Origin of the sequence: Kribbella sp. NPDC051952 (genome assembly GCF_040680855.1) — a bacterium.
GTDB lineage: Bacteria > Actinomycetota > Actinomycetes > Propionibacteriales > Kribbellaceae > Kribbella.
Genome location: NZ_JBFAXQ010000002.1, coordinates 96388 through 110600 on the forward strand (window position 1 = coordinate 96388; position 14213 = coordinate 110600).

At 68.4% G+C, this 14213-nt stretch carries 11 protein-coding genes; 4 read left to right on the plus strand and 7 right to left on the minus strand.

Annotation, left to right across the window (positions count from 1 at the left end; genetic code table 11):
- Nucleotides 1–5: 5 nt before the first annotated feature.
- Both AB0L70_RS05105 and AB0L70_RS05110 read right to left on the minus strand, forming a co-directional pair.
- Nucleotides 6–3824 carry a glycosyl hydrolase family 28-related protein gene (locus AB0L70_RS05105; protein WP_363680167.1) on the minus strand — a complete coding sequence of 1273 codons (3819 nt, stop codon included), beginning with the start codon at nucleotides 3822–3824 and terminating at the stop codon, nucleotides 6–8.
- A 79-nt stretch (nucleotides 3825–3903) separates the two neighbouring features.
- Nucleotides 3904–5265 (minus strand): MDR family MFS transporter, encoded by a 1362-nt coding sequence (locus tag AB0L70_RS05110; RefSeq protein ID WP_363680169.1) that lies wholly within the window; start codon nucleotides 5263–5265, stop codon nucleotides 3904–3906.
- 95 nt (nucleotides 5266–5360) lie between these two features.
- Here AB0L70_RS05110 and AB0L70_RS05115 point away from each other — a divergent pair, with 95 nt between their 5' ends.
- Nucleotides 5361–5930, plus strand: a complete 570-nt coding sequence (locus AB0L70_RS05115; RefSeq protein WP_363680171.1) for a TetR/AcrR family transcriptional regulator — start codon at nucleotides 5361–5363, stop codon at nucleotides 5928–5930.
- Between the two features lie 85 nt (nucleotides 5931–6015).
- On the opposite strand, the gene AB0L70_RS05120 is transcribed toward AB0L70_RS05115, so the two are convergent.
- Nucleotides 6016–6831, minus strand: coding sequence for an NAD(P)H-binding protein (locus tag AB0L70_RS05120; protein ID WP_363680173.1), 816 nt, complete (start codon nucleotides 6829–6831; stop codon nucleotides 6016–6018).
- 52 nt (nucleotides 6832–6883) lie between these two features.
- Here AB0L70_RS05120 and AB0L70_RS05125 point away from each other — a divergent pair, with 52 nt between their 5' ends.
- Entirely contained in the window at nucleotides 6884–7285 is a 402-nt protein-coding gene (locus tag AB0L70_RS05125) for a helix-turn-helix domain-containing protein (RefSeq protein ID WP_363680175.1), read from the plus strand.
- Here AB0L70_RS05125 and AB0L70_RS05130 read toward each other — a convergent pair.
- The 4 genes from AB0L70_RS05130 to pepN form a co-directional block, all read right to left on the minus strand.
- The gene (locus tag AB0L70_RS05130) at nucleotides 7282–7686 is read right to left on the minus strand and encodes a hypothetical protein (RefSeq protein WP_363680177.1); all 405 of its coding nucleotides are present in this window, start codon (nucleotides 7684–7686) and stop codon (nucleotides 7282–7284) included. The two genes, AB0L70_RS05125 and AB0L70_RS05130, sit on opposite strands and share 4 nt — an antisense overlap.
- Nucleotides 7687–7870: 184 nt before the next feature.
- Nucleotides 7871–8305, minus strand: coding sequence for a YdeI/OmpD-associated family protein (locus AB0L70_RS05135; protein WP_363680179.1), 435 nt, complete (start codon nucleotides 8303–8305; stop codon nucleotides 7871–7873).
- Nucleotides 8306–8384: 79 nt separating this feature from the next.
- Entirely contained in the window at nucleotides 8385–9713 is a 1329-nt protein-coding gene (sepH, locus tag AB0L70_RS05140) for a septation protein SepH (protein WP_363680181.1), read from the minus strand.
- A gap of 199 nt (nucleotides 9714–9912) precedes the next feature.
- Nucleotides 9913–12369 carry an aminopeptidase N gene (gene pepN, locus AB0L70_RS05145; protein ID WP_363680183.1) on the minus strand — a complete coding sequence of 819 codons (2457 nt, stop codon included), beginning with the start codon at nucleotides 12367–12369 and terminating at the stop codon, nucleotides 9913–9915.
- Nucleotides 12370–12445: 76 nt separating this feature from the next.
- On the opposite strand from pepN, the gene AB0L70_RS05150 reads away from it, so the two are divergent.
- Together AB0L70_RS05150 and AB0L70_RS05155 are read left to right on the plus strand one after the other, a co-directional pair.
- Nucleotides 12446–13390, plus strand: coding sequence for an aldo/keto reductase (locus tag AB0L70_RS05150; RefSeq protein WP_363680185.1), 945 nt, complete (start codon nucleotides 12446–12448; stop codon nucleotides 13388–13390).
- Nucleotides 13387–14148 (plus strand): peroxide stress protein YaaA, encoded by a 762-nt coding sequence (locus AB0L70_RS05155; protein ID WP_363680187.1) that lies wholly within the window; start codon nucleotides 13387–13389, stop codon nucleotides 14146–14148. Before AB0L70_RS05150 ends, AB0L70_RS05155 begins: the two co-directional genes overlap by 4 nt.
- Nucleotides 14149–14213: the final 65 nt, after the last annotated feature.

Here is a 14213-nt window from a genome sequence, read left to right on the forward strand (position 1 = left end):
GATAGTCACTTCGGGGTGAAGTTCGCGGTCAGAACCTGATCCGTGCTGACAGTAAAGGTGTACGACGCCTCGGTCGAGACCACCGTCCCATCCACGGTCCAGTTCTGGAAAACGCTATCCGATGTTGGCGCTGCCGTCACTGTGACTTGCGCGCCAACCTCGTACGTGCCGGGCTCGGACTCGTTCCCGGCGATCCTCACCGCGCCCGATCCACTGGCCTGGACCTTCACGCTGCGCTGGACGACGTTGATCACCATCACGTTGTGCAGCGTCGCCGGACCGGTGAGCGTGGCGCCGTTGTACCGGGCCAGGTTGGTCGCCTCGACGTCACCGCTGGTCACCGCGACGGTGTGACCGTCTGTGCCGAGGTTGTCGGTGCCCAGGTTGAACGCGTCCACCTGGCCGGAGTTCACCACGAGCCCGTCGTGGAAGCCGTACGCGAACACGTTCAGCAACGTCAGCCCGCGAGCACCGTCGACGGTGACGATCTTCGCGGTCTTGCGCATGTACTTGTCGATCACGAGCTCGAAGATGCTGCCCTCGTTCATCCAGTACGGCTGCTGGTAGCCGACCCGGGTGACCGCGTTCCCGTTCGACAGCACCCCCTCGATCCGTCCATTGCGGCCTGAGCCGATCGCTATGGCGTGATCGAAGAACGCGCCGGCGACCTTGCGGACCACGACGTCGTCACCGCTGAGGTCGATGCCGTCCCAGGCGTTCGGGAAGCCGGCGTTGATGACGTAGTTCCCGCCGGCGTGACCCCGGATCGCGTACGGATAAGGCAAGACACCCTCAGGCCGGCCCGGGTTGTTCTCCGAGTAGAAGACCCGCAGTCCACGCACACCCGCCCGGTTCTGCAAGGTGATGAGCGCCGTCTGGGTGTCCTTCTCGAAGGCCTGCAGCACCGTCCCGCCACTCGCCCCACCTTGGTCGCGGTTCGGTACGGCGGACGCCCCGCGCAACTCGACCTTCGCCGGGACGCTCAGGTGGGTGCTGACCCGGTACCACCCCGCGGGCAGGTAGACGATCCCGCCACCGTTCCGGCCGGCCTTGTCCAGCGCCTTCTGGATACCGCGCGTCGCGTCCGCAGCCGGGAGGTACCCGACCCCGTGCGGCGCATCGACCACGCTGAGCTTCTGCACAGGCTTCGGCAGCGGCTTCTGCGCGTACGTCGGTGCCGTCCCGGACATCCGGTGGACGATCCCGGCCTGCGGACCGTCGACCTCGGTGCCGGTCACCTTCACATAGCCACGGGAGTTGTTCCGGATCGCGGCGTCGGTGCCCTCGACGTGACCACCGGCCAGGGTGAGACCCCACCGGTCGTCGCTGACGTCGACCAGGAGGCCGGTCGTGGTCCGGCGGATGTCGGGCTGCAGGAAGCTGCCGGTGAACTGAGCCCGCTGGCCGGCCACCACATGGATCCCGACCGCGTAGTCGGACAGCGTGATCTGGTGGAACTGGTCCCACTCGAGGTCGCCGAGGACCAACCCGGTCCCGTGCGCGCGAGTCCAGGCGTCCAGCGCCGTACGGGCCGGCGGGTGGTAGGCGCGTGGGGCGGACGACCAGTAGGCGTTGCTGAAGACAACGTTCTCCCAGGTGCCGACGTCCGCGCCGTTGTAGGCACGCGCGCCTTCGAACAGCGCCGTACCGCGGATGTTGCGGATCGTCGTCGACTCGTGCACCTGGCCCGAGCTGGGCGCGTTGCCGTGGTCGTTGGGCATCGTGCTGACGCCGATCCCGCGGTACGAGTTGAGCATGGTGACGTCGGAGACGGTCGACATCATGTAGTTCTCGTTGCCGATCCAGGCGCCGCCGGGGATCTCGAACGTGTAGTTGTACGGGACCGGGTTCGTCGGGTTCTGGTTCGGGTAGTACGTCGTGACGCCGAGGACGCCCGCACTTCCGCCGATCCGGAACAGGCTCGGGCCGTCGTCGCCGGGGGCCAGGTCCGCGACAACCACCGTGCCGTAGTTCGGCGCCTGCCCGTGATCACCGCGCAGGGTGCAGAACGCGTGCACCTCGATCGTGTCGGTTACCTTGTACGTGCCGGCGGGCAGCCAGACCGTGCCACCGCCCGCGTCCTGGCAGGCGTAGATGGCCTGCTGGATCGCCTTGGTGGAATCACGCCGGCCGCTGCGATCCGCGCCGTACTGGGTGGCGTCGAAGTCGGCGACCACGCCGTCCTCGGTCGGATTGACCGTGTTCACCAGGTGGGGCTTCGGCGTGACGACCGGGGACTGCCGGAGCTCGAGCTCCTTGACGATGAAGGCGTCGGCACCGGTCATCGCGACCCGGACGTACCGCGCCTTCGTGGTGGCGAAACGGGTCTTGCTGACCTGGTTGCCGCCGGGCGAGCCGATGCGGCCGACCGCGATGAACTTCTTGCCGTCGTTCGAGACCTGCACGGTGTAGTCGGGGGAGTAGGCCTGCGCCCATTCGACGCGGACGTCATTGACCGGTCGAGGTTTGCCGAGGTCGAGCTGCAACCAGGAGTCACCCGGGCCGCTGGTCCACGCGGTCTCGTGGTCGCGGTCATTGACGCTCGCGGCTCCGGTCCCGCTGCTCGCGGTCGCCGCACCGGTCGGCGCGAAGTTGGTGTCGACCACCTTGGCCGTGAACGCGTCGAGCTCGGCCTGCAGCTTCTGCAGCGCCGCCTTCACCTGTACGTCGGTGACCCCGGGCGTCGCCGCGACCGCACGGGCGTCGTCGATGGCCGCGCGGAAGGTCGCCCGGCTGCCGACCGGGAACTGCCCGTCGCGGGTACCTTCGCGGGCCGCCTTCTCCGTCCGCGCAGCTTGGTCGATCAGGTCGACGAGACCCTCGGTGACGTCGAGCGTGGTTGCGACCTTGGCGACGCGGACGGCCGCGACCTTGAGGTCGACAGCGCCGTCACCGTTGTGGATCCGGAAGTCGGAGCCGTTCGAGCGGTTCGTCAGGACCGCGTCCGGCAGCGCGAAGGTGTACGTCTTCCACGTCTTGGTGTCGCCGTACCGGACGACTTCGGAGTTCTTGAACATCTCCGGGATCGTCTGGCCTGGGGAGTCGTAGTGCAGCCCGAACTGGCCGTTGCCCTCGTCGAAGTAGTCGACGCTGATCAGCACCAGGTTCCGGTTGTCGTAGAGGTAGGTGTCCGCGACGTTCAGGTAGAAGAAGTTGGTGCCCGGCGCGGGCGCGGCGTGGTCGGTCTGCCAGTACGCGCGACCGTCCTGTACGCCGGTGACGAGATTCTCGGCCCGGTCTCCCGCGCGTGGGGTGATGCCGGACTGGATCGGCGAGGCCCCGAGTTGCACCGAGGCACCTGCCGTACTGATCCGGAGGCCGGCGACAGTGATGTCGGCGCTTCCGAACAGCCGGACATCGGCGTCTCCGAGCCGGTTCGTGAACCCGATGTCGGTGAGCTCGAAGGTGCCGGTCTTCCACTGGCCGGTGTTGGTCAGCTGGACGTCCGTAGCATCCGCCTGCGGGTTGCTCGCGGCGTCGTACTGGAGCTCGAGCGTGCCGGCGCCGGCGTCGAGATAGGTCACCGTCACCAGGACGTCGTCGGTGCCGATCTCGTCGACGTAGTCCCGATCGACGTCGAACTCCAGGTAGCCGGTGCCGGCCGCCTGGTCGGTCTGCCAGTAGGTCTTGCCGTCGGCGGTCCCGGTCCGGAGCCCGGCGGGATCGTCGCCGGCGGCGGGCTTGATGCCGAGCGTGGTCGGCGTAGGCCCCAGGTCGGTGCCGACCCCGCTCGGATACATCGTGGCGGCGTGCGCCGCGGGAACGGCGATCACGCTGGTGAGTAGGACAGCGGGGAGGACCCGCGCGAGCAAGCGTCTGGACATGCTGAAACCCCCAGGTGGCGGACCGGAAGGACATGCGAGAGCTGGTGCGCGGATAAGTTAAACCAAGCGTGTTACTTATTCAAGAGCCCAACCTCCGGGGCAGCAAAACTGCCGGCACGGCCGCGATCACAGTGAAGGCGATCGCCCAGACGAAGGTGTGCGCGAAGGCGGCCGCGGACCCATGACCGAGCAGTTGACTCTGCAGAATCACCGCCAGGGTCGCGGCTCCGAAGGCACCGCCGAGCTGCTGCATGATCCGGGTCGCGCTACTGGCGTGGGAGATCTGCGACGGCTCGAGATCCCGGAAGGCACCGACCATCACGGCCAGGTTGACCGCACTGAGTCCGGCGCCGCGGATGACCAGGGCGATTGCCAGCAGGGTGTACGACGTACCCGTGAAAGCGAAGGGGATGGTCCCGAGCGTGGTGAGCGCGATCCCGGCGAGGACGATCGGTCGCGGTCCGAAGCGGTCGCTGAGTCCGCCGGCCACGCGGGCGATCAGGCTCCCGATGCCTTGCGGGATGAGGAGCAGACCGGCCGCGGTCACGGTCTCGCCGCGGGCCTGCTGATAGAAGAGCGGGAGCAGCAGCATCGCGCCGTACAGGCCGAAGCCGGTCAGGAAGAGGAGAGACGTCGACGCGGCGAAGGAGCGGGTGCGGAAGAGCGTGAGGTCGATCAGCGGGCTCTTCCGAAGCGCGAAGGCGAGCAGCAGGAGTAGGCCGGCAATGATCGGGACGAGGACGGTCACGTGGCCGAAGCCGCCGTGCTCGCCGACCTGGGTGAGGCCGTAGATGATGCTGGCCAGGGCGGGGGAGACGAGGAGCAATCCGGGTACGTCGAGAGCTGCGTTCGTCGGTTCGGGATCGGGCTTGAGGACGCGGACGGCGAGGACGATCGCGACGACGCAGATCGGCACGTTGACGTAGAAGATCCAGCGCCAGCTCAGATGGCCGACCAGGACGCCGCCGATGACCGGACCGAGGATCGGCCCGATCAGCGCGGGCAGGGTGATGACGGACATCAGCCGGCCGATGCGTTCCCGACCGGCGGCGCGGAGCAGGAGGGTCTGCAGGATCGGCAGCATCAGGCCGCCGCCGAGTCCCTGGATCACCCGGAAGGCGATCAGCGAACCGATGTTCCACGCGATCCCGCAGAGCATCGACCCGGTCAGGAACAGCGCGAGTGCGACGATCCACATCCGTTTCGCGCCGAACCGGTCCGCCGACCAACCGGTGACGGGGATCGCGATCGCCAGCGCCAGCAGGTACGCCGTACTCACCCATTGGACCGTGGACACCGACGCGTGCAGCTCGATGCCGAGGGTGTGGATCGCGACCGTCACGATCGTGCTGTCGAGCAGTGGAGCGAGGGCGCCGACCACGAGAACGGCGGCGAGTTTGAGGACCGCGCGATCCAGGCGGTCGGGTGTAGTGGTGGTCATCCGAGAGTCTCCTTAGAGACGATGCGTCTCTTACGGTTTTCAGAGTAGACTCGGATCGTTAAGAGACGCAAGGTCTCTTGATCGGAAGGTGAGCGATGGAGCAGACGCAGCGCCGGCGCGGTGCCGAGTTGGAGGCCGTGCTGCTCGACGCCGCCTGGGACGAGTTGATGGAGTCCGGCTACACGCGGTTCACGATGGAGGCGGTCGCGGCCCGGGCGCACACCGGCAAGCAGGTGCTGTACCGGCGGTGGAAGAACCGGGCCGAGCTGGTGATCTCGGCGATGCGGCATCGGAACGGGTCGATCATCGAAGACATCCCCGACACCGGGAACCTGCGCGACGACGTGCTCGCGATCCTGCAGCGGATGGCGGACCGGTTCGAGTCTGTCGGTCCCGAGGTCGTTCACGGGCTGCTCGCCGAGGCGCCGGACCTGGACCCGGAGGTCTACAGCCGGATGACCGGCGTGATGGAGACCATCGTCCAGCGGGCGGCGGCCCGCGGTGAGATCCCGACCGGAGATGTTCCCGAGCGGGTCCTCACCGCGCCGACCAACCTCCTCCGCCACGAGATGCTGCTGGCCCGCGAGCCGGTCGCCGCCTCGACCCTCACCTCACTGGTCGACGACGTCTTCCTCCCACTGGTCCGGACGTCAGCCCCTCACTAACCCGCTCGCACCGGTCGATGATGAGCGCAAGTGCGCTCGGAGACTGTGCTTCTGCAGGGGTTGGTGAGTGCCGGAGGTCCGGCCTTCACCGGAAGGCGGTGAGGTTTCGGGCGACCCAGTCGGCGAACGTCTGCGGCTGCTTGCCGAGCACCTGTTCGACGTCGGGGCTCACCTGCTGCTCGGCGGGTGAGGGCGTGCCGAGGGCGCCGAGGGTGGCCTCGACGACTGGCTCGGGCATGTAGGTCAGCATCCGGGTGCGCGCCTCGTCGCGGGTGAGCTCGTCGAACCGCACCGGCTCGCCGAGGACCTCACCGATCACCGCGGCCTGCTGACGCGGCGAGATCGCCGCGGGTCCGGTGAGCGTGTAGATGTTGCCGGCATGGTCCGAGCGCAGAGCCGCAGCGGCAACCGCGGCGATGTCTTCCGGATCGACGGCCGGTAGAGCGACGTCGGCGAACGGCGCTGCCATCGACCGTTGGGTGCGGATGGACTCGGCCCACTGGAAGGCATTGCTGGCGAAGTTGCCGGGACGCAGCATCGTCCAGCCGACGCCGGACTGCGTCACCGCATCCTCGATGTCTGACGGATGCCGCTGCGTACCGACACCCTGGGACGACAGCAGGACGACTCGCTCGACCCCGGCGGCGGTGACGACCTCCATCACCTCCTTCATATTGCCGTCGGCCAGGAACTCGGCGGCTGTGAGCAGGAAGACGGCGTCGGCGCCCTCGAGGGTCGGCTGGAGAGTTGATGGTTCGGACAGGTTGGCCTGGACATGCCGTACGCCGGTCGGCATGTCAGCGGGCCGGCGGGATACCGCCGTGACGGCTTCGCCGGCGTCGGCGAGTACTTGGACGAGTGGGCGGCCTACGTTTCCGGTTGCTCCGGTGATCACGATCATGCGGACGACGCTAGTTGCCGTGGGATAGTAGGTACCTAGAGGAAAGTATTGGATGAGAGGCACCTTTGTGATGGAGCGCACAGCGGCGGCGGACCCGGTGCAGGCCTGTCCGATCGCGCCGGTCGTCGATCTGGTCTTCAGCCGGTGGACGACGCCGATCCTGTGGACGCTGAACGAGTACGGGCGCCAACGGTTCGTCGAGCTGCAGCGGCGGATCGGCGTGATCACACCCAAGGTGCTCACCCAGCGGCTACGACAGTTGGAGCGGGACGGGCTGGTCGTTCGGACCTACTACGCGGAGGTCCCGCCACGCGTCGAGTACGAGATCAGTGAGCTCGGCCAGAGCCTGGCGCCACTGTTCCACTCACTCGCCGACTGGTCACCGAACCTGGCCAAGGTCGAAGAAGCCCGCGAGCACTTCGACACCCACGAACCGGCGCACCGCAGGCCCTAGGCGACGCCGACCAGTTCTCGCGCCGGCGTTTCCAGCAGCTCGAAGAAGTACGTCGCCGCGTCCTCGAGGCGGAGCAGTCCCGCCTCGTGACCCTGCCACCCGAAGAGCAGCTCACCGTCGATCGTGCGCTCGTCGACCGGTACAGCGTACGCGCTGAGCGTGACCCTGGTCGGGCCGGACTGCGGGTGGTGGTCACCGCAACCGCACTCGGCCGGGATGGTGATCGCGGTGAGCGCCTCGGGGGAGTAGTGCCGCAGCCGGAGCGTGGTGCCCTGGGCCGTGAATCGCACGATCGTTGCGTCAGGCAACTGAACGAGCAGCTCGACCGGGACGGCGTACGAACCGGGGAGCAGCCGGAGGCCACGGGACGCGAGCAGAGCGGCGAAAGCCGGGAGATTCATACCAAGTTCCTGTGTGTGCTGTGTCGGCGGGCGGGCCACGAAAAGGGACAGGGCCTCGTGCGCCGGAGAGGGCGCGCGTCAGCGACGACAGCAACAACACAGCATCTGCATGCCGAAGATCATGGCAGAGCTCCCGCACTCTGCCAACTACGGTCCGCTATCTGGGACGCATGTCCATGATCCGTCAGGAACGCAGGGTGCTGATGGCCTTCTCGATCCGCCGTTGGCGGGTTTCGGGCTTCTTCGCGGTCTCGATCGCGCGCACATGCTCGCGCTTGTGACTGAACGCGAGCCGGTCGTAGGCGGCGCGGGCGACCGGGTCGTCGTCGAGGGCCTGGGCGAAGTCCGGTGGCTCGACGACGACGCGCGGCTCGGTGTCGAGCTCCAGCTCGACCTCGACCTCCATACCGGCCTCGACGCCCGCGGCCTCCCGGTTGGCCCTGCTGAGACCGAGGAGGTGACGGCCACGCATGATCGCGACGCGACTCTTCCAGGAATGCCCGTTGACCGTGATCGTCACCGGCGGCCGCGCACCCCCGCCAAGCGTTTCCATCACTTCAGCCGGCACTTCGAGCCCTCGCATGGGCTCGGGTGGCTCGACGAGGGTGCGAAACTTCATCAGGTCCTCCTGACCGGTCGATGTGGGGTCATAGTGGATGACGGCCCGATCCGGAGGAATGTGACAGGTCCGCGATGGGTCAGTCGGCCTTCTTGCCGAACATGATCTCGTCCCAGCTCGGGACGCTCGCGCGCTTCGAACCCCGGCGAGCCGGCTTCTTCTTGGGCTCGGTGGTCTCTTCGGTCGCGGCCTGCTCGGCGGCTGCGGCCGGCGCTTCGGCAGCAGGCTGCTCAGGCTTCGGTTCAGGCTCGGGCTCGGGCTTGGCCGAGGGAGCCGGGTCAGCAGGCGAAGGAGTTGGCTTGGCCACCGGGCGCTCGGCCGGGGCGCGGGACTCGGGCGCCTGACGAACAGGTGCAGGACCACGGTCGGGCGAAGCACGGCGCTCGGTGACCGTGTTCTCGGCCGCGGCCGCCGGCTCCTCCGGCGGCGCGAACTCGACCGGCGGGGTCGGGCGCTCGACTGCACGGACGGAGGGGCGCAGCGCGGGTGGCTGCTCGATCGGTACGTCGATCAGCGTTGGCTCGTCGTCCGGGTTCGGCACGGAGTGCACGCGCCGCGGACCACGCTCGGCATCGCGACCACCGAAGGCCTCCCGACCTGCGTCGCGCACGGACTCGCGCGGCGTCTCCCGGGCGGCGGGCTGGTTGCGACGCGGCAGGCTGACCGTGTCCTCGAAGCCGGCCTCGTAACTGTCGGCGCCATGGTCGGGTGCGATGGTCGGGTCGATGTCGGCGACAGCGGACAGCCGCCGTTCGCCCGGCTGGTGCGTGGGCTGAACCGGTGGCGCCAGTACCTGCGCCTGCTCGCCGACCAGCCAGCGAGCCTCGTCGTCGTCGGGGACCGCGTAACGACCGGGAGCGTCGTACGCGAACATCGCGATCTTCTCGTCCTTCTGCTCCGCCTCGGGATCGGCGCTGTCCTCGGACTCGACGAAGTAGGAGACGCGGACCGCCCAGCGGCCGTCCTCGCGTCGCCAGGCGTCCCACTCGGCCGAGGCCGGGTCGACCTGGCGGGTGCGCAGTCGCTCGGTCACCCAGGCGCCGAGGTTGCGGGTCGGCGCGTCCGCACCACCACGCCGTCGGACGGAGGCGCGCTGGGCGAGGCTGGCGATGTGGTCCCGCTCGGCGAGGACCGGGCCGGCGAACGCCATCACGCGTTCCATCGGCATCTGGGCGACGGCTGCGACCGCCTCGGGACTTTCGCCGGCGCGGATACGAGCCTGGATGTCTCGTGGGCGCAGCGCGCTCTCCATTTGAATCTCCAGCTGGCCGAGTCGGGCACGGTCGCCGCGGAGGGCCGCACGCAACCGGTCGTCGACCGGAACGGCGAACTCCTCACCCGTCTCTGCCAGCACCAGGATGAGTTGCTTTCCATCCTGGCTCAGACCGACGAGCCTCGCCTCGCGCATTGCCTTTGTTCTCCTGTGCGGTTCTAGACAGTCTCTCCCGGACGCTGGGCCTGACCAAGACCGGCGCGCCGTGCCGCCCGGTCATTGTGGAGGTTACGTCACGAAATCACATCTTGCCTGGTCATCAGGGTCCTCCTGATCACATCAGTCACAGTAGTCACAACACGGTGTGATCGCGACCGGATCCGTCCCGGCTACGTCAGTTGCTGTACGCCGAACGCACCGCAAGAGCACGTTTGAGGTCGTCGACGTTGTCCCCGACCGACCGCCGGATGCCGGCCGCGATCGATTCGTCGGCAACCAGATCGGCGGCCTGTGCGACGACCCGCTGGTCGATGGCGGACCGGGGGAACGCGAGCCGCGCGCTGTTCGCGACGACCCAGCCCGACCGGAGCTTCTCGGTGCCCGCAATCTCGGCGAAGAACCGGTCGACGTACGGCGCGGTGAGCTCGAGCTGACTCGCGTGCCAGAACCCTTCACACGCGGCGTACAACTCGTAGTTCGCGATATCTGCGTCGGTCATGATCTGCGTCCACGCACGTTCCTTGGCGGCCACGGTCGGCAGCGCGGCCCGGCAGCGGGTCGCGTGCACGACGCCCTCCGACGAGGTGTCCCGCTCGAGCTCGGCGTCGATCTCCGAATCACCGATGGCACCGATCCGGGCGAGCTGCAGCAGCACCGTCCACCGCAGGTCCGCGTCCATTGCGAGACCCTCGGGTACGCCGTCGCCCGCGAGCCAGCCCTTGAGCCGGTCGGTGTCGTTGCTGAATCGCGTGTACCCGCGGGCCGCGGCGAGCTGCACGCTGGACCCGGGCGTCGCGGTCTCCAGCCGGGCGGCGACGGCGTCGGCCGCCTGAGCCCGGTACGGCTCGTAGGGCAGGTAGTTGCCGAGCAGATGCGTGTTGACCCAATTGACCATGGTGCCGACGCCGATGTCGCTGTTCTCGGTCGGCAGCAGCGCGAGGACGACGTCGAGCCCGAGCTTCGGGTCGAGCTCGGCGTCGGCGATCGCGTCCCGGAGGCTGTTCAGTACGACGGCCCGCGTCACGCCGCTCGCGATCTTCGGCAGCACGGTCGGCAGGTTCGCCAGGCTCTGCTCGTCCAGCCGGACCTTGGCCCAGCTGTCGTCACCCGCGTCCGGGATCACCACGGCGACCGACGGGTCGAGCTCGACGTCCACATCGTCCGCGTCCAGCAGTACGTCGACCGACGTACCGTGACCGTCCGCGTCGTACCCGCCGACGGTCAGCTTGTGCGGTCGTGAAGCCGGGTAGGCGGCCGGCGCGACCCGGCGCAGCTTGATGCCGGTCTCGGTGCGGACGGCGGAGATCGTGTCCAGGCCCGGCGTACGCAGCCAGTTCTGCGCCCAGTCGTCCAGGCCGACCGCACCGGCCTCGGTCCACTTCTCGACCAGGTCCGCGAAGGTGGCGTTGCCGAACTCGTGGGCCGCGATGTGCGCGTTCACGCCGGCCAGGAAGACGTCGTCACCGAGGTAGGCGGCGAGCTGCTTGAGCACCGCGGCGCCCTTCGCGTACGAGATGCCGTCGAAGTCGCCCAGCGACGCGAGCGCGTCCTTGACCGCGTCGGCGGCGATCGGGTGCGTCGACGAACGCTGGTCGGCCTGCAGTCCCCACCACTTGCGGATGTAGGCGAAGTCGATCCAGTTGTCGGTGTACCGGGTCGCGTCGGTCGACACCCGGTGCGCCATGTACTCGGCGAACGACTCGTTCAGCCAGAGGTCGTTCCACCACTTCATCGTCACGGTGTCGCCGAACCACTGGTGCGCCATCTCGTGCACGACCGTCCGGGCCCGGGAACTGCGTTCGCCGTCGGTCACCGCGGACCGGAACACCATCGGGTCGCGGAACGTCACGCAGCCCGGGTTCTCCATCGCGCCGGCGTTGAACTCGGGCACGAACGCCTGGTGGTACTCACCGAACGGGTACCGGTAGCCGAACATCCGGTGGTACTCGTCGAAGGACTGCTTGGTGACCTCGAAGATGTCCGCGGCCTCGCGGTCGAGCGCGTCCTTCAGCGACTGCCGCGACACCACGCTGAGCGGGATCCCGTCGTGGGAGTCGGTGATCTGGTGGTACGGGCCGGCCACCACGGTGACGAAGTACGTCGACAGTGGCTTCGTCTCGGCCAGCTCCCAGCGGCCGGGGGAGACCTGGGTGGCGGCGCCGTTGCCGAGCACCAGCCACTCCTCGGGTGCGGTCACCTTCATCCGGTACGGCGCTTTGAGGTCGGGCTGGTCGAAGCACGCGAAGATCCGGGGCGCTGCGTCGAGGAAGGACATCGCGTAGGTGTAGGCGAGTCCGTCGGCGGCGTCGACCGCGCGGTGCAGACCTTCACCGTCGTGGGAGTAGAGCATCGTCGCGACCACGACCAGCTCGTTCTCCGGCTGCAGGTCGGTCAGCTCGAGCCGGCCGTCGTTCAATCCGGCCACGTCGACCGCCGTACCGTTCAGCGTCACCGAGCTCAGCTCGTCGGGCTTCACGTCCAGCCAGGTCGTCGGGCTCGAGGCCGTGAACCTGATCGTGGTGCTGGATCCGAACGTGCGCTCGCCTTGGGTGAGGTCGAGATCGACGTCGTACGACTGGACGGAAAGGGCGGCGGCCCGAGTACGGGCGCCGTCGACGGTAAGACTCGGCATGCTCGCCACTCTATGCGCTGACAGGCGGTGTCGCGCTGCCCGCGGGGGACGGAGCGGCACGGCTTAGTCTGGGCACATGAGCGAGATGGAGTATCGGCAGTTGGGTGACTCGGGGCTTGCGGTCAGCGTGGTTGGGCTGGGGTGTAACAACTTCGGCGGGCGGCTGGACGCGACCCGGACGGACGCGGTGGTGAACGCTGCCGTCGACGCGGGGATCACGCTGTTCGACACCGCGGACGTGTATCGCGGTGACCACGGCTTCAGCGAGGAGCTGCTCGGCAAGGCACTCGGGAGCCGCCGCGACGAGGTGGTGATCGCGACCAAGTTCGGCGGTGACATGCACGGCACGAACGGGCCGGACTGGGGCGTCCGCGGCTCGCGCCGGTACATCCGCAAGGCGGTCGAATCGAGCCTGCAGCGGCTCGGGACCGACTGGATCGACCTCTACCAGCTGCACGTCCCGGACCCGGTCACCCCGATCGAGGAGACCTTGTCGGCCCTGTCCGAGTTGGTTGCCGAGGGCAAGGTCCGCTATTTGGGCAGCTCGCAGTTCGCCGGCTGGCAGGTGGTCGACGCCGAGTGGACCGCCCGGTCGAACGGTCTCGAGCACTTCATCAGCGCGCAGAACCGGTACTCGCTGCTCGACCGCGAAGCCGAGGACGAACTGGTCCCGGCGTGCGAGCACCTCGGTATCGGCATCCTGCCGTTCTTCCCGCTCTCTTCCGGCCTGCTCACCGGCAAGTACAAGCGCGGTGCGGCCGCGCCCGAGGGCACCCGCCTCGCGGGCCAACCGGACCGGCTCGCCCGGGCCGACTTCGACAAGATCGAGGCCCTGGAGACGTTCGCGGCCGAGCGGGACCTGACCATGATCGACGTCGCGATCGGCGGCCTCGCCGCGCAGCCCGCGGTCGCCTCGGTGATCGCCGGCGCCACCACCCCCGAGCAGATCGCCCAGAACGTCGCCGCCGGCACCTGGGACCCCACGATCGAAGACCTCGCCGCCCTGGACGAACTCACGTGACCCTGATCCTCCTCCCACCATCCGAAGGCAAGACCGGTCGTACGCGTGGTCGCGCCGTCGACTTCGCGGGGTTGTCGTTTCCGGAGCTCAACCCGGTGCGCGAGCAGGTGCTCGAGACGCTTGCGAAGGTCTCGGCTTCTTCGGATGCGTACGGCGTACTCGGCGTCGGCGCGTCGCTGCAGCACGAGGTGGACCGAAACATCCGCTGGCGGACCGAGCCGGCCGTCCCGGTCTCGGAGCTGTACTCCGGCGTCCTTTACGACGCCCTCGGCTACACGACCCTGTCCGCAGGCAGCAAGCGCCGCGCAGGCAACCGCCTGCTGGTGGTGTCCGCCGCCTGGGGCGCACTACGTCCGGCCGACCGAGTCCCGCCGTACCGGCTCTCGATGGGTACGACGCTCCCCGGCCACGGACCGCTGGCGGGAGTATGGCGTGAGCCGCTGAGCGCAGTGTTGGCAGACGGCGAGGGCGTGATCGTCGACTGCCGTTCGTCCACCTACGTCGCCGCCTGGCGGCCGGCCGGCGTCCAAGCGGCCAAGTGGGTCTCGGTGAACGTGGTCCGCGAACGCGACGGCGTTCGTACGGTCGTCTCCCACATGGCCAAGCACACCCGCGGCCTGGTCGCCCGGCACATTCTGGAGTCCGGCAAGGACCCCGGTACGCCGAGAGCCCTGCACAAACTGGTGGCCGAACGCTGGAACACAGAACTCGAGCGGGCCGCTAGCGGATGGACGCTGACGGTCGTCGAGCACGACTGAGCGTTCACATTGCTTTCACCGGCGGGTGGTTTCTCACCGCGCGTGACCGGGAAAGGCTTGGGACA